This window comes from Paenibacillus curdlanolyticus YK9 (assembly GCF_000179615.1).
Classification (GTDB): domain Bacteria; phylum Bacillota; class Bacilli; order Paenibacillales; family Paenibacillaceae; genus Paenibacillus_T; species Paenibacillus_T curdlanolyticus.
In genome coordinates, this window is record NZ_AEDD01000002.1 from 422,161 (window position 1) to 438,520 (window position 16,360).

Annotated in this window: 17 protein-coding genes; 2 read left to right on the forward strand and 15 right to left on the reverse strand. The window is 42.1% G+C overall.

Features of this window, described 5'->3' with window-relative positions; all coding sequences use genetic code 11:
* Positions 1 to 83 precede the first annotated feature (83 nt).
* The 11 genes from PAECUDRAFT_RS05175 to PAECUDRAFT_RS05220 all read right to left on the reverse strand — a co-directional run bounded on the left by PAECUDRAFT_RS05175 (position 84) and on the right by PAECUDRAFT_RS05220 (position 10,798).
* Entirely contained in the window at positions 84 to 353 is a 270-nt protein-coding gene (locus PAECUDRAFT_RS05175; protein WP_006037061.1) for a DUF2277 domain-containing protein, read from the reverse strand.
* Positions 354 to 474: 121 nt separating this feature from the next.
* Entirely contained in the window at positions 475 to 1,125 is a 651-nt protein-coding gene (gene bluB, locus PAECUDRAFT_RS05180; protein ID WP_006037062.1) for a 5,6-dimethylbenzimidazole synthase, read from the reverse strand.
* A gap of 46 nt (positions 1,126 to 1,171) precedes the next feature.
* Positions 1,172 to 1,414, reverse strand: coding sequence for a hypothetical protein (locus PAECUDRAFT_RS25625; protein WP_144266442.1), 243 nt, complete (start codon positions 1,412 to 1,414; stop codon positions 1,172 to 1,174).
* Positions 1,411 to 3,603 carry an anthranilate synthase component I gene (locus tag PAECUDRAFT_RS05185; RefSeq protein WP_006037063.1) on the reverse strand — a complete coding sequence of 731 codons (2,193 nt, stop codon included), beginning with the start codon at positions 3,601 to 3,603 and terminating at the stop codon, positions 1,411 to 1,413. The genes PAECUDRAFT_RS25625 and PAECUDRAFT_RS05185 overlap by 4 nt, the downstream gene beginning before the upstream one ends.
* Positions 3,604 to 3,760: 157 nt before the next feature.
* Positions 3,761 to 4,915 carry an SDR family oxidoreductase gene (locus PAECUDRAFT_RS05190; RefSeq protein ID WP_006037064.1) on the reverse strand — a complete coding sequence of 385 codons (1,155 nt, stop codon included), beginning with the start codon at positions 4,913 to 4,915 and terminating at the stop codon, positions 3,761 to 3,763.
* Positions 4,916 to 4,936: 21 nt separating this feature from the next.
* Positions 4,937 to 5,755, reverse strand: a complete 819-nt coding sequence (locus PAECUDRAFT_RS05195) for an alpha/beta fold hydrolase (protein ID WP_006037065.1) — start codon at positions 5,753 to 5,755, stop codon at positions 4,937 to 4,939.
* Between the two features lie 18 nt (positions 5,756 to 5,773).
* Positions 5,774 to 6,535 carry an ABC transporter ATP-binding protein gene (locus PAECUDRAFT_RS05200; RefSeq protein ID WP_006037066.1) on the reverse strand — a complete coding sequence of 254 codons (762 nt, stop codon included), beginning with the start codon at positions 6,533 to 6,535 and terminating at the stop codon, positions 5,774 to 5,776.
* Entirely contained in the window at positions 6,528 to 7,439 is a 912-nt protein-coding gene (locus PAECUDRAFT_RS05205; RefSeq protein WP_006037067.1) for an ABC transporter permease, read from the reverse strand. The genes PAECUDRAFT_RS05200 and PAECUDRAFT_RS05205 overlap by 8 nt, the downstream gene beginning before the upstream one ends.
* 1 nt (position 7,440) lies before the next feature.
* Positions 7,441 to 8,442 carry an ABC transporter substrate-binding protein gene (locus PAECUDRAFT_RS05210; protein ID WP_006037068.1) on the reverse strand — a complete coding sequence of 334 codons (1,002 nt, stop codon included), beginning with the start codon at positions 8,440 to 8,442 and terminating at the stop codon, positions 7,441 to 7,443.
* A gap of 59 nt (positions 8,443 to 8,501) precedes the next feature.
* Positions 8,502 to 9,443 (reverse strand): tryptophan--tRNA ligase, encoded by a 942-nt coding sequence (gene trpS / locus PAECUDRAFT_RS24445; protein WP_006037069.1) that lies wholly within the window; start codon positions 9,441 to 9,443, stop codon positions 8,502 to 8,504.
* Positions 9,440 to 10,798, reverse strand: coding sequence for a B12-binding domain-containing radical SAM protein (locus tag PAECUDRAFT_RS05220; RefSeq protein ID WP_158306230.1), 1,359 nt, complete (start codon positions 10,796 to 10,798; stop codon positions 9,440 to 9,442). The genes trpS and PAECUDRAFT_RS05220 overlap by 4 nt, the downstream gene beginning before the upstream one ends.
* A 642-nt stretch (positions 10,799 to 11,440) precedes the next feature.
* On the opposite strand from PAECUDRAFT_RS05220, the gene PAECUDRAFT_RS05225 reads away from it, so the two are divergent.
* Both PAECUDRAFT_RS05225 and PAECUDRAFT_RS05230 read left to right on the forward strand, forming a co-directional pair.
* A complete protein-coding gene (locus PAECUDRAFT_RS05225; RefSeq protein WP_006037071.1) occupies positions 11,441 to 12,190 on the forward strand; it encodes a LytR/AlgR family response regulator transcription factor in 750 nt (249 codons plus the stop codon).
* Positions 12,191 to 12,558: 368 nt separating this feature from the next.
* Entirely contained in the window at positions 12,559 to 13,176 is a 618-nt protein-coding gene (locus PAECUDRAFT_RS05230) for a sensor histidine kinase (protein ID WP_158306231.1), read from the forward strand.
* 111 nt (positions 13,177 to 13,287) lie between these two features.
* Here PAECUDRAFT_RS05230 and PAECUDRAFT_RS05235 read toward each other — a convergent pair whose 3' ends face one another.
* From PAECUDRAFT_RS05235 to PAECUDRAFT_RS05250, 4 genes are all read right to left on the reverse strand, one after another.
* Positions 13,288 to 13,734 carry an aminoacyl-tRNA deacylase gene (locus PAECUDRAFT_RS05235; RefSeq protein ID WP_006037073.1) on the reverse strand — a complete coding sequence of 149 codons (447 nt, stop codon included), beginning with the start codon at positions 13,732 to 13,734 and terminating at the stop codon, positions 13,288 to 13,290.
* Positions 13,735 to 13,949: 215 nt separating this feature from the next.
* Positions 13,950 to 14,414 (reverse strand): hypothetical protein, encoded by a 465-nt coding sequence (locus PAECUDRAFT_RS05240; RefSeq protein WP_006037074.1) that lies wholly within the window; start codon positions 14,412 to 14,414, stop codon positions 13,950 to 13,952.
* Between the two features lie 120 nt (positions 14,415 to 14,534).
* Complete coding sequence (locus PAECUDRAFT_RS05245) at positions 14,535 to 15,416, reverse strand: carbohydrate ABC transporter permease (RefSeq protein ID WP_006037075.1); 882 nt, start codon at positions 15,414 to 15,416, stop codon at positions 14,535 to 14,537.
* A gap of 42 nt (positions 15,417 to 15,458) precedes the next feature.
* Complete coding sequence (locus PAECUDRAFT_RS05250; RefSeq protein WP_006037076.1) at positions 15,459 to 16,340, reverse strand: carbohydrate ABC transporter permease; 882 nt, start codon at positions 16,338 to 16,340, stop codon at positions 15,459 to 15,461.
* Between the last annotated feature and the right edge of the window lie 20 nt (positions 16,341 to 16,360).

Below are 16,360 nucleotides of genomic sequence, written 5' to 3' on the forward strand. Positions count from 1 at the left end.
CTCACTCTATGTAAGCTGGTCGTCTTATCCTTATGCCATAATGATACCAGCAATCATGGAGCCGAACAAAGAAGGGAATGTGTCTATTCTCCGAAACGTTGCAAATTGCGTTGTCGCGCTTTCTCGGCTTCAACCTCGCGATTGCGCGGCTCTGCGTTCGTAACTAGCGAATCCAACAGCTTGCGCGCCACTGCCGACACCTCTTCTATCGCTTGATGAAATACTTGCTCATTCGCTTTGGACGGCGATTGAAAACCCGACAGCTTACGTACAAATTGGAGCGCTGCTGCGTGAACCTCATCATCCGTTGCCGGCGGACTGAAATTGTATAACGTTTTAATATTTCTGCACATGTGCGTCTCTCCTTTTCTTCTGCTTCATCGAATATGGATTTGTCTTCATCATAGTAGGATTGAAGTTGAATCTCAAGCGCGAACAACATAAAAAAGCCGCGAAATCGCGGCTTTTCCCTAATTACCCCTCTCTTTTGATTCCCCAGGAATCAATAAAAATGAGGTCATCCAAGCTCCTGCGCTTTTCCCAATTGCTGGATTCAAGAATTGGTTTATCCGGATAATGATCCGTATAACCGATAGATAACAAGGCCACCGGGTCTATATGAGGAGGGATTTCCAATATATCCCTGACATCGTTTTTCTTATAAAAACTTACCCATCCCATTGCCACTCCCTCGACACATGCGGCCAGCCAAATATTTTGAATGGCACAAGCTACCGAAAGTACATCGGTTTCAGGGATTGAGTTTCTGCCTAATACGTGTGAACCCCCGCGAGTTGGATCGGAAGTGATACAAATCGTGATTGGAGCCTGTCTGATCCCTTCAACTTTGAGCTGAAGGAACTGCTCCTGCCGCCCCTCCTCATAATGGATAGCCAGTGCTCTTCTTTCCTTATCAGCTGCCCAAGCAAGCCGTTCCTTAATGGTCTGGGAACTGACCAGTATAAAATTCCAAGGCTGCATGAACCCGACAGACGGCGCGTGATGCGCAGCATTCAAAAGATTGCTGAGCGTTTCTTCTGGAATAGGGTCAGGTAAAAAAGAGCGGATATCCCTTCGTCTATAAATTGCCTTATACAAACCCTGCCTTTCTTCTTCTGTAAACATCCAAAACACACCTTTCCTGCATCTTACTCTAGTTGAAAAAGAGTACTTATCTCGTATTATACTCATAATGGATAACACGAGTAACCGGTCTACCCCTATTTTGCTTATTACGATCAGGAAGAGGATGCCATTGAGATGGGTCTAAACCCATATTTAGCGCCAATGCTTCAAGAACTTTTAATTTCATTTCATGTGGACGATGCATATCCGCCCCGATATTTGTTAATTCAGCGATTAATTTCTTTCGATATTGGGTCGTTAATTTACACTTTTTAATTGACAAACTCATCCCACTACCTTCCAATGCTCAAACTCCGATAACGCATTTATGATGTTACGTATGATAGTCATACCTGTACCATTTCCTAAAGACAGAATGGACTCCGGATGAAACTGAACTGCAAAAATCGGCAATTCCTTATGTTCAATCGCCATAACAATCCGATCATCTACTGTTTCAGCGATAACCTGCAGGCAGTCAGGAATACGGGATGCATAGAGAGAATGATATCGGCCAACCACAAAACGATCGGGCATGTCCTTAAACATTGCGCTCTTGGAAGTTATTTTCACTTCAGATGACTTCCCATGCTGTGGATATGACAACAAAGACAGCTGCCCCCCGAAATACTCCACGATTCCTTGAAGTCCTAAACAGACTCCAAGTATAGGAATATTCCGTCGCATACATAATTCGATCGTTTCGGACAAATGGAATTGGTCCGGACGCCCTGGACCAGGTGAAAGGACGACGAGATCAATTGGTGCTTCTGAAGAAATGATTTGTCGAGCTGCTTCAGAACGTAAGGTTTGCACAATTGAATTGCATTGTCGCAAGTAATTCGCTAATGTATGGACGAATGAATCCTCATGGTCTACTAATAGAACCCGCTTTGTTCTGCCGAGCTGTTTGGCTGTCGTGTTAAGTGAATCACAAGATGCAGCTTCATTCGCTCGAATCACACTCAACATGGCAGCAGCCTTGACCAAGGTCTCCTGTTCCTCATCTTTCGGCACAGAATCGTACAGTAAAGTGGCGCCTACTCTAATCTCAGCTAAACGATCTTTAATTCTCACGGTACGCAGCGTTAATCCCGTATTCAAATCACCTTGGAACGTATAATACCCGACAGCTCCTCCGTACCAGTTACGGGGCGTGTCTTCATTCCTTTCAATCCAACTGACAGCCGAACGCTTTGGAGCACCGGTGACGGTAACGGCCCACATATGTGTCATAAATGCATCCAATGAATCAAATTGCGGCTCCAATCGCCCTTCCACATGATCAACTGTATGAATGAGATGCGAATACATTTCCAATTGGCGTCTCCCAATCACTTCAACAGTACCGGGAACGCAAATTCGCGACTTATCATTTCGATCAACATCTGTACACATCGTAAGCTCTGTCTCATCTTTTATGGAGTTTAGCAGCATTCTGATTTGCTCGGAGTCTTCAATTGCAGTAGCACCGCGCCTTATCGTTCCAGAAATCGGACAAGTTTCTACACGCTCACCTTCTACCCTTACGTACATTTCCGGAGAAGCTCCCACTAAATATTCATTGCCAAGATTGATGATAAAGCAATATGGACTAGGGTTAATTTGTGTCAATTGCGTAAAGACTGTCGAAGCCGGCACAGTGCACTCTTCAGACAAGGTGTGTGATGGAACAACCTCAAATAGATCACCGGTTTTAAACTTTTCTAATGCTGTATGTACTAATTTCTCATAACTTCCTTGTTTAAAAACAGGTAGATCTAGTGTTTCCTCTAGTCTCCGCTCTGTTTTCATTCCAGTACGAGGTATACCCGCCGTTGTTTGCCCTTCCCGTTCAAACTCATAAGAAACTTTATGAGAGCGATTCGCCTGATGGTCTACAATTACAAGTTCATCCGGTAAATAAAGAACCAGATCAGGCTGATTTTCATCACGGACATGGTTAAGTTCCATCGGTTCGAATTGAAAAATCAAATCATATGCGAATGCACCATATAATCCAAGGAAATTATCATCCGGACAATGGAATATTCCTCTTAACGCTCGCATTACAGTGAATATAGAAGGCTGACGGGTTCTTTCCTCTTCATAGAGAACGCCTTCCTCCGCAATGATGATTCCGTTCAGGCAATCTATGCTTTCACTAATCTGGAACTCTTCAAATGCAGATAAGTATCTTCCGATATATGGAAGAATGATTTTGCCGCGATCGTTAAGAGCCGTCAACGTGAACCGCTTTCCAAATGAACGAATCTCAATCGGCGGATTAACAAACCCGATATCCCATCGGGTATAGCGTCCTGGGTATTCGTATCGACTTGTAAACAATGCTCCTTTATAGGAATCCAACGCTCCCAGTATGGGTAAAATCGCTTGATCTGCTTTGAGCAATTCAATTGTCCTCTTAATTGTCAGATCCTTCGACGGTGAATATGTATACACTTCAGGGTATGCAGTGAGGTGGAAGAATTGATTCACTCACATTCCTCCTTATCAGTCCAGATTATTAGTTCTTCACCTTTGCAAATAAAAAAGCGGGCATTATTGCAGAAAGACAAGCGATCTTGTAGGATGACCTGTTTTTCAGAATTGATGCCCGCATAATAGCTTATCGATCTTCAGTATTCTTGTCCGATCAATAAATCAACGAATCGTCAAAATCAAATTCCATTGCAAATTCTGTAAGATGATGCAAATCGATCTCTGGTATATCATGACTATTAATCCGCTTGTTCAGTTCATTCGTATCGTATTCAATCGTGCAATTATTAAGATATGGACTGTATACTTTATCGATTAACCGATAATACAGCCGTTCACCCTTGTTTAGATGATCAGGTAGCACATCTACAAAGCTATAATTGCTAAACCCAATCGATTGCAACATTTGACCGTATAAACCTCGATTACTCAGTGATTTAGGATAAGTAAGATTAACATAAGGGATGTTTTGGCTGAATAATCGAACGATCGATTTTGCCACAAAATCGACTGGCACAACATTAAGAACGGTATGCTCTGCCATATGAATTCGAATATGGTCACTAGCTTCTTGTTTCTTCATGTTCCAGAAAAACTTGGTCCATCCATACATGACGTCTATCTTCGATGTATAATACAGCGGTGGATCAATCATTCTGCCACAAACGGCGCTAGGTCTTAAGATTTGATATTCTCTTTCTTTTTTCAAGCATTCTTGTTCAACCATGCGCTCAATTGCTAGTTTGGATTGTTCGTAAGGATTTCGGAACGTATTCTTATTGAATTGTGAATAATCGTTCCCTATTGTCCCGTTAACAATCCCGCAAGAAAATGCAGTGCTTATGAAGATAAATTTCGAATTAAAGTCCAAAGCGGCATGCAGCAGGTTTTGTGTCCCCATTACATTATTATGCTGAACCTCTTTCTCCGCTTGTTCCGTGTTGAGAAGGTTAACAGATCCTGCACAATGAATCACGTATACTTTTTCGTTAAACGGAATAACGCTCTTCATTTTGCCGATTAAGTCTTTATCTTCTATGCTGCCTTCAATGATTTTGATTTTTTGTCTTACCCTGTCATACGGATATACTTTAAAATAGTTTGGCGCGAACTCATGTCTTAAAATGTGCTCCAGCCGTTCACTAGCAGATGCTGACTTCTTACTCCGCATAAGCACATAAAGGTTGCCTTGCCACTGGTGTTGTAGGAAATAATGGATATACTCATATAGCAAATGCCTGCCAATTAAGCCAGTGACGCCTGTGATCAATATATTCCCGTAAAAAGGAGAAGCCATGTCCGACATCATTCATACACCACTATCGTAATTTTATTTAATCAGAATTTCGTCAAGCACTTTGATATACGCCGATTTGTCTTCAGTTAAAAAATCATGACCTTTTCCAGGTAAGATCTGGACCTGTAATTGTTCGATTTCGGATTTGAGCTTCTGAGTGAAAATATTGCCATTAAAGATATCTTCCTCGCCTTGAATATAATGTACCTCGATGCCATCCATCACCGTTTTTAGTTTCGATAAATTCATTTCGTTTGCATCCCAAGCTCTCATGTAAGGCTCCAGAAGGCTTTTATCTATTTTCGATTCAAACTGTTGGACGATCGCATCAAAAAAGTCTTTGCACTGATCAATAAACGCGTTGCTGTACATGAGCGGGAATGACAATGTAACGATGTCTCTAACATCTCCCATCTCAAACATCTTAAGAGAAGCTTTTGAGAGAAGTTGACCTTTAAAGTTACCATACGGATTAATTACCGGGGCCACTAAAATCAAACGACTCACTTTGCCATAATTCATTAACATGTAGTCGATTGCCATCGCAGAAGAGCTGGAATACGTAATGAATGTAATGTTGGAAAGATCTAAATGTTCGATTAGCAAACTAATATCATCGATAAAATCATAATAATCGAATGCCTCCCTTAATTGGGTGGATTCACCTTGATTACGCATATCGAAAGTTAAAATGTTGAAAGGTTGTTTTTCAAGAAGCGCTTTCCCCACATCTTCCCAATCGTTCATCGTATTGAATGTACCATTAAGAAATACTAGTGTTTCCTTACTTCCTTCGTTCTTCTCATATTTGTAGCTAATCTCAATATCATTCGGAAATTTCACAATTGGCATAATGTACCCTCCCTGAATTTAGCAATAATGATAACCAAACTTCACCAGCAGCTGTTCTACTGTTGTTCGTTTCCTATCTTCACCTTTTAAGTCAAGTACCAGATTGCCGGAAGAAAGCATTAAAGTGCGTGTGCCATATTCCAAAGCATCCTTAATATTGTGCGTGATCATAATTGTGCTAATTTGATCTCTGTTTACAATGCTTGCTGTAAGCTTCATAACTTTGCTTGCTGTGGAGGGGTCGAGCGCTGCTGTGTGTTCGTCAAGAAGCAGCAGCTCAGGCTTTACGATCGTTGCCATTAATAAAGTTATCGCTTGCCTTTGTCCTCCGGACAATAAGCGCATTTTAACTTTTAGTCGATTTTCCAAATCCAGATCTAATAATGACAGGCGTTCGCGAAACATAGTAATGTCACGTTTTCGAATGCCCTGCCCTAGCCCTCTTATCTGTCCCCTAGCAAGTGCTAAAGACAAATTCTCTTCAACTGTCATATTGAAGGCAGTACCTCTAAGGGGGTCTTGAAACACCCTTCCGATATACTTAGCCCGCTTATGTTCGGCAAGTTTAGTTATATCTGCGGTACCCAAAACAATCTGGCCTTCGTCAGGCTGTTCGACACCCGTTATACAATTAAACAGTGTCGACTTGCCCGACCCGTTGCTGCCAATGACAGTTACAAATTCACCTTTACGAACTTGAAGATTAATATTATCGAGTGCAATTTTTTCATCTACGCTTTTTTTAGAATAAACTTTTCTTAATGACCTGATGTCAAGCATCCATCCTCCCACCTAAGCTTCTCTTGTTCCATTCACTTTTAAGCTTGAACCAGTTACTATTCATAATCTTAATCGATAAGACAAGCACGACGATCGTGCTTGAAACTAGCTTCAAATCCGTTGGCGGCATGCCCATTTGAAGAGCTATCGCGATCACGAATCGATACACAATGGAACCCAACACAACTGCAACCAAACTTTTCAACATCGAACTGTTTGTGAAGATCACTTCCCCAATAATGACAGAAGCTAAGCCGATTACGATGACCCCCTGCCCCATCCCAATATCCGTAAACGATTGGAACTGAGCCAATACTGCACCTGATAAAGCGACTAATCCGTTAGATAAGGCAAGTCCCGTCCATTTTGTAATGTCGGTATTTACACCAACTGACCTTGCCATATGCTCGTTGTTGCCTGTCGCTCTTAATGCAAGCCCGAATCGTGTCGTTAAAAATACATTTAGCAGAATGACATGGACAATGATAATTGCTGCTAAGATCATAATGCTGACACGATCATCGACTAGTCCGTCCGTAAAACAATTAAATATAGTCCTCACATTCAGTAATGATATATTGGGGCTTCCCGACATGATTCTTATATTTATCGAATACAGGGCAGACATGACTAAGATGCCTGCTAGGAGTAGATGAATCTTTAATTTCACATGAAGAAAAGTCGTTATACTCCCAGCAATACAACCGGCCATAAAAGCCAGCAGCAGCGACAGAAACGGATGTCCGTTGAACGTTAAAATGGCTGAAACAGCTGATCCTGTTACAAAGCTGCCGTCAACGGTAAGATCCGGTACATCGAGTATTCGAAAAGAAATAAACATGCCCAATGCGAGCAGTGTGTAGATTAAACTTAACTCCAATGTGCCATAAGCAATCGTTGCCATGCTATTTTCCGAAGTTTTCTTTTGCTTTGTTCAGCACATCATCTGGCAAGGAAACTCCAATTGCCTTCGCTGTGTCCGTATTGACATAAATGTTTAATTCCGTCATGACCTTCACTGGAATATCGCCCGGTTTCTTGCCATTCAAAACTTCAGTTGCCATGTCCGCGGTTTTCTGGCCCAATATGTCATAATCAATACCGTAACCAGCGAGAGCGCCATCTTTAACCATCGAGTCAGCTCCAACATAAAGTGGTTTCTTAGCATCTCTTGCCACTTTAGATACAACAGGCATGGATGAAGCAATCGTATTGTCAGGCGGCGCGAAAATCGCGTCCACTTTACCGGCCAGCGACTGCATGACCTGCTGTACATCACCCGTACTGCTGGCGGTCATTTCAACCAGCTCAATTTTCTCGTTGCTAGATTTCAAATATTGTCTCAGTTCGTTCATAACCATTACAGCAGCTGTGTCGCCGGGATTGTAGATGGCACCCAATTTATGTATATCGGGTGTGATCTGCATAGCAAGTTTTATATTTTGTTCTGCAGAAGTTACATCCGATGTTCCTGTGATATTACCGCCGGGCTTCTGTAGATCTTGTACAAGCCCTGCCGACACTGGATCTGTTACCGCTGCAAAAACAATTGGAATATCCTTTGTTTCACCTGCAATTGCTTGCGCTGATGGAGTTGCAATAGCGACGATAAGATCGTATTTTGCGTTCTTAAATTTTTGCGCGATCAACTTCAAATTATTAGGGTCACCTTGCGCATTTTGATAATCGACCGTTAGGTTGCTTCCTTCCTTAAACCCGTTTGCGGCCAATTGTTTGATGAAGGATTCTCTGATCGAATTTAGGGATGGATGCTCAACAATCTGTATAATCCCAATTTTTTTCGTGATTTGACCATTCGTCTCTTTTGAATCCCCACAGCCAGTAATACTAATCATTGCGAGTAAAACAATTAGTAAAACAGAATAGAACGAATTATGCCTTGCCACAAATAACACTCCCTGCATTCATTTTTTCAACTGCTGAAGAGGATCCCGCAGGACCCTCTTTAATAAGATAATCCTGCAGAGTGAAGTATTTTTTTCATTCGCAGTTCTGCCTGCTCCTCTGCCTTAATCAATCCATCCGCCAAAATTTGATCGAGGTACTCTGGTTGCTTCATGTAATCATTAAATCTGTTCCGTATTGGCTCTAGTTGCATATTTAGAGCATCAAACAAAGCTGATTTCATTTCAGATAGAGCGATGTTCTTCGTCTGAATGCGCGCTTTGATCTCTTCAAGCTGCTCTACAGAAACGGAATATGACAGTAATTCGAGGATTGTTTCGTAACTCGCTTCGTCATCCCCGCTGTTCAAACGCATAATCTTTTCATTGAGCACGTCTGGAGAATCTAATATTGAGATTGTATTATCAAATGATTTGGACATTTTGCGTCCGTCTAATCCCTGAACCATATTCGTCAAATTTGGGAAAATAGGCTCTGGAGCAACAAGAATATCTCCATAACAAGCATTGAATTTTTTGGCTAAGTTCCGAACAAACTCCAAACCATGCGTGTGATCTCTTCCTGCAAAAACGAGATCTGCTCCGAGCATTAATGTGTCAGAAGCCATCAAAACAGGATAAACGCAGCTCACCATGTCTAACGTTGGATTTTGAGATAGAGCCATTAGTTCCTCTAATTCTCCTGAAGTCACTAATGACATCAGTACCAATGAAACCCAAGCCATTTCTTTTATTTGCGACTGTCTCCATAACACGGACTGGTTTACATCGAATCCACAGGCAAGATAACAAGCTGTAATAATCCGAATATTATTTTGCATAACAGCATGATCTCTCACATGCGGTATCGCATGAAGATCAGCAATCAGTTGAAATACCCGATATTCTTCCTGCAAGTCAATGAGCGGCTTAATAGCGCCGTAATAATTGCCGATATGCGGTATACCAGTTGCTCTTATTCCAGTTAATATGATTTTTTTCATAGTTTTAGCGTTGCCACCCCGTTATAGTTTCCATCCTTATAAGCCCAATCTGAATTCGGGAAAGGAGTTTGCCAATTGTACGTATTCTGAATGCTGTTGAGTTCTTTCGTTCTCAGCGCAAATAATTCTTCGATTAAACGTGGATCCGGTAGGTTTTTCGTTTTATGATGTGTCGGGAATAAAGAAAATCCGGCAATATCATTTTTGTTAATAATGTTATGACCGTTTTCCTCATACCATTTCGTACCTGGCAGCATCGTAGCGGACAAAGTCAAGGCTGTATCCAAAAAACCTTCGAGTATCATTTGCTTATGGCTCTCAATATCTTCCAGTATGGTTTCCCATGTTTGATTCGGCTCGCCGACAATCTCGCTCGTAAAGATGTAAACGCCGCCTTCTTCACGCAATCGTTTCAAGTTATTAAAATGTCTTGTGTAACGGTTGATCATCGTATCCGTAGCGCTTTTCCCTTTATTCCATAGTCTCGGATTGAATGGGATATACATGCCTGTCAGCCTTCCAGGACCCGATTTGTTGTATTCAATGAACAGATCGGTAATGTCATCCGTCAACAGCTCAAAATCAATGCCGCCGCTATTCTGCCAATAGAAACCGTATTTTTTCATAAGCGCCAGCTTACGAGCCATAACATTCTTGCCGCCAAATATAAAAGCATCGTCTTGGATAATGAGCTCCTCGATGCCGCACTGTTTAAATAGGCTCAGTTGTTCATCGATAAGATCCCAATTCAGAAACACGACCCTATTGTCTTCCTGACCGCCTGCTACGCAAAATTCGCATTTGCGGAAACAGCCTTTTGAAAACATGAAGTCAGTCGATTTACGACCAAAAGAAGGATAGGAATACTGCTGGTCAATCGGATAGCTTATCGCCTCAATAATATCCATGTCTAGCAACGGGAACCGCTCCATAGGCTTGAATCCTTGATAAAGAATCTTATCTTTAACCTTGCCCTCAACGATGTCCTCAACGATATCAATTCCATCTCCGATAACAACGTAATCCACCCAAGGGTTTTCTTTCAGAAACTGCTCAGGCAAGGCAGAAACATGGTGACCGCCATAAATAATCTTCGTATTAGGAAATTGATCTTTAATGGCTTTTCCTGTTTTGACTGCTGCTCGAACATTCGAAGTTGAAATTAAAGCGATCCCTACAAAATCTGGTTGTATAATGCCGAGTTCCTCTAGTGTCTCCTCTGTTGTACATCCCGTTTTTGCAATCGTCCTAATAATCTTTTCGTCCTGAAAAGCACTGTACTTATCAACAAAATCTTTGGATGAAAGCGACTGGAACAAATCACGCTTTTCTCTTCTGTATTCTTGTATAGACATATCCAAAGGAGTCTCCGTATACGAGTCCCCCTCTAATTCCGTCCTATACAGTCTCGTCTTGTTAATCCCGTTGTTTCGAATGACTTCATCCAAGTACCAAACCGAGTGCCCTTTGCTTTTTAATTTAGAAGCCATATACCACAATCCCAAGTATCTGCTCGTTCGGATCATTTCCCAAGACGCATCTGTTTCCAAGTAAGGTTTTAAAAATACTACTTTAGCCAAAGCAATCACTCACTCTCACTAAAAATTTTTTCCGAATAACAACTTACGACTACTCGCGTTCTAGGACAACAATTCGACGAATATCAAACCAAGGTCTTTTCCAGCAATGGTTATTCAACTCATCCCAATCCTTATGCTAATTCCCCCCTGTTAATCACAAAAGCGGGCTGTGATAAGCAAACGCTCGTCACAAATCGCATCATAACACACCATTCCTCTTTTAGAGGAAATTGGTTGCGAAATGCAAAATATGGGTTGCGAACGGGGTTATTCCGAAGACGTCTATAGCGGGAATGTAAGTTTAAGAAGAAGATCTATGAATACTCATAGTTGTAAAGATTAGTATCCTATGGTATTTTGGAGGTGGTCTTTCCGTGGGTTGAATCGGTAGATTTAGAATAAAGAGGGGTCTTTGTGATGTTCAACATAGCCGTATGCGATAATGATGCTTATATTCATAAGCAATTGGAGAGCTCATTTTTAATGTTCGCGGATAAAACTCACTTGTCTTTCGATATTCGATATTTCTCCTCTGGGGAAGAGTTGCTCCAATTTTACAAGGGACATAAACATCCCTTTCACATTATTATTCTAGATATTGAAATGGAAGGGAAGAACGGCATCGACACTGCCAAAGAAATTCGAGCTCTCCCCGACCGGGATGTCCTTATCATTTTCCTCACTCATTACCCAGAGTACATGATGCAAAGCTTTGATGTGCAAGGATTCCAGTATCTAATCAAACCGATATCGAATCAGTTATTTGAGAAGAAGATTAGTTTCATTTGTAATTACCTACTCTCTTCCATAAATCGTTATGTAATCGTAAAAACAGACCAAATGCAAATGATGATTAGAAGCTGCGACGTCGTTGCCATTACGAAAATAAAACATTGCATCGCTAAAAACCGACTTGAAGTGATTACTACAGAAAAACGACTCATGAGTACCGGGACGTTATCTGAATATACGACCACGCTTAAGTTCCCTTTCATGGCCGTCCATCGTTCAATCTTCGTCAATATCGAGCATATCGTGAGATTCACATCCACTAAGGTTATTATGTCCACTAATGATGAATTTCCGATTGGCAGATCCTATATAAAACAAGTCAAAGATACGTTTGCAAGATTAATGATTACTCGGTTTATGGAAAGAGGTTTTTAAACTTGATTAATCGCGCCCTGTACCACGTTGTCCCTCAAGTCACATGTCTAGCATCGATTGGATGTGTCTGGTTTACATACCTATACTTTAGGACTCGTCTTAATCGGCCGATTCGAGATGCCATTCAAGAGTTTAATAAAAGCATACATGCAGTCCTTTTATTTTCGGTTGTAGTCATTTGTAACGTGATAACGAGTACAGTCTGGTTTAGTTTAGCGGATAGTTCCTTGAATGTTCTATTGGTTACGACTGTTATCGTAGAGAATTGCCTGATCATCTATGTATTCGAGACCTTGCTTAAGAAATATATGTTAGTAATAGAGAACGCCCACTTAAAAGAACTGTTAACCTATCAAGAACATAATTATATGAAATCCACGCGTGCTTTTAATGCCATAAAAAAATCCATTCATGACACAAACAAACATTTGCTTTATATAGAAAAATGCATTGAGGAAAACTGTCCACAAACCGCAGTGGAACATATCAAAAAAACACGCAACCAAATTAACCATTGTTCGAATGTGACCCGCACAGGAAACCTGGCTATTGATACATTTGTTAGCAATGCACTGAGTCTCGCACAAGAAAACCAAATACATATGGACTATTCCATTAACATCAGTTCTACAACCTTAAAGATTGACAACTATGATTTATGTATTTTGCTTGGCAATATTCTTGATAATGCCATTGAAGCTGCTAGATCAGTCCAAGAAATTGACAACAAGCAAATTCAACTGCGAATATTCTCGAGCAACTACGCATTATTTATTCATGTAATAAATACGCGTACCGAAGATATAGAACACACGAAAAAAACAACGAATGAACACTCTGAATTTCATGGAATCGGATTAAAAATCATTCAAGAAATAGCCAAAAAGTATGGCGGCCATCTAAAAATGAACGTAAGCGACAACCAGTTTGAAACCTTAGTCGTACTGCCCTTTTCGATCATCAATGAGGAAGAGTTCCCCGCTTAATCTCACCGCTCTTGCCATATGGCACTAAACCCAAACCAACGTTACAGAATCGGCAAGAGCGGATCCACTGCTGAATGACTTCTCCGTTTAAACCCGACTTACGAATGTCGACTATCTTAAATAACCTACGACATCGTTTAATTTCTCTACATCTTGGGGATTTATTTTCAACGTCGTCTGGGGCACGCCTGTTCCACCATAAATATACGGAAACCGTAACAGCCCTCTATCCATTATTGTTGGGATATCAGGATTTACTAACGATACATCGCCAATCTTACATCCTGTTACTTGCTCTACTTCTTGTGGCTTTGCCAACTTGACCTCTTCAAATTCCAACAGTCCCTTTAATGCCTCAAAATCAACTCGTCCATAATCACCTGATAGAATAAGTGAATAATAACCTCTATCTGTCTTCAGAATTAAGGTCGGAGCCGTTTGGCCAAGCTCGATGCCAAAATAGTCAGCCCCTTCCTGTGCGCTATGAATTTTCTCGCTATGCTTGAGGATTTCGTGCTCAATTTTCTGATTGTTTAGAATTGACAGTAACTGCTCCATCGTCTTTCCCTCTTTCACTCTCAATTTGAATAACCTATACATCCAATTCGACAAGTAGTAGCTTTTCCCTTTTTATGATAATCCACACAGTACGACCAATTTTGATGATATCGTAATCATCCCTCATTAAAAAAACGATGCAAGGGAATCCATCCCTGCATCGTTTTTTTACAGTACTCCTATTCATTCATCCATTCGCTTGCGCTGCTATCAAACTACGAAGTTGTCGTACCGGCAAAAGCCGTACCATTAAAAACAACAGGTCCGGATAACGCAATGTTACCTTCGGTTATGGTAGCGGAAACAAATAACGTATAGCGAATTTCGCCGGCAAGAACATCGGCTGCAGGAGGGAAATCGCCTGCCGAAATGCTGACTGGACCAATTGTGTTCACGCCTCCTGTATTGAATGCTTCCGTTAGAATTAGCACCCCTGATCCAGGCGCGCTTGTGCCATTGCGTTCAATTGTGAACGTCAATTCTGCAACGACTCCATCAACGACGATGCCTACAGTACCTGTTAGGGCAACGCGCACATCCCCTTCATTGCCCAAGAGCGCAGCTGCGCCGGTCTGCAGTCCGATATCGCCAATTAGGAGAGGCGTATCCGTGATGCCATCCGTTCCGCTGCTGTCATTGCGGTTGACAGACAATCGGCCGTCCAAAAACTGAATCGTCAATTCATCACCTTCTTCGTTTTCTACTAGTATATGAAGCTAGCATGAAAAGGTTATCCATTTCGATAGAAAAGCTGCCTCAGTCACCCGCTCCAGCGGATTTTAGAGACAGCTTTATTGGCATTATCCTTTAACTGAACCAGCCGTAATTCCTTCAACAATCCGATTGCTCAAGACGAAGAAAGCGATTAGAATGGGCAAAATGCTGATCATCAGCGTTGCGCCGATTGCGCCCCAGTCCGTCGTATATTGGCCGATGAAGTTCTGGATGCCGACCGTTAACGTTTTCAGATGATCGGAGCTAATAAACGTATTAATAAACACGAACTCGTTCCAGTTATAAATCATATTAATAATGACTGTCGTCGCTACAACGGAGGAAGTCATCGGCAATACGATTTGCGCGAAAATCCGATTAACCGAGCAGCCGTCCATGACAGCAGCCTCCTCTACCTCTCGCGGCAGCGACTGGTAGAAGCCTAGCAAGATCATAATCGTAAGCGGAAGGTTAAACGCCGTGTACGTTAAGATGATCGACAATGGGTGATCCGTCAGGTTTATTTTCATAAACATTTGGAATAACGGAATAAGCGTCGAATGCACCGGAATCATGAGCCCGACCATAAACAGGCCAAGAACCGGTCCCTTCAGCTTCCAATTCATTCTCGTCAGCGCGAAGGTGACGAGGCTTGCGAGCAAAACGGTCAACAGCACCGACGCAGCCGTATACCACACACTGTTTAGGAAATATCGGCTGATGTTGCCTTCAGTCCAAACCTTCGTATAATTTTCCCATTTGGGATGCGTTGGAAGCGCAAATGGCGATAGATTAAAAACCTCTTGATTATCCTTAAGCGAGAAAAACAGCAGCCAGATCAACGGAAACACTTGAATAATCGCGATAATGGCAAGGATGGCATACAACGTAGTCACCCCTGCTCCGCGCCACAACGGATGAGTAGCAAGACGTGCGAATTTGCGTGGAGCTAGAATGGTCGGTTCCATCAACGGCTCCCCCCTTCTTCCGAATTTACGGAGAATTCAACGTTATGAATACTGAATGTCGTCGCCCGAGGCGGTCAATTTACGGATCAACCATGTAATTACAAGGCAAATCAGTAATAAGAAAAAGCCGATTGCGCTGCCATAACCAAAGTCAAAGCTGCGAAAAGCTTGATGATACATATAGGAAGCCATCACTTCGCTTGCGCCGTTCGGGCCACCGTCCGTCATGACATAGATCAAGTCGAAGTACTTGAGCGACCCGACAATTGCGAGCACAACCGTCACTTTGGCAACGTTTGCGATGAGCGGTATCTTCACGCGGAATGCGATTTGCCAAGGGTTTGCCCCATCGATCCGCGCCGCTTCGATTAGCGAGGACGGGATGTTTTTGAGCGCTGCATAATAAATCAGAATGTAGAAGCCTGCATACTGCCAAATAATCGGAATAAAAATCGCAAGCAGGACGATTTTCGTATTCGATAGCCATTCGACCGAGCCGCTGCCGCCAATCGACGTTAAGAAGCTATTCAGAACGCCGCTAGTCGGATGATAGATTTTCAGCCATAACTGCGCAATCGCAACCGAGGACAGCAGCATCGGCACTAAATATATTTTGCGAAGCAGATTCGCGCCTTTCACATCTCCTGACAATACTAGCGCGATAGCGAGATATCCAATCAGGCTGGCTGCCGAGAACAAAGCCAGAAGGAAGGAATGATAAGCGCTCTGCCAGAAATCAGCGTCCTGCACGAGTCTACTATAGTTGTCCAATCCGATAAACGCCATCGCGCCGATGCCATCCCACCTCATGAGCCCGTAATAGCCGGTCAGCACGATCGGGATATAAATAAGCGCTAGAATGAGCATGAATGCAGGCAGTACATATAATGCAATCATTTTCTTGTTCGACATGACACGATCCATCGTTCAATCACACTCCTTGG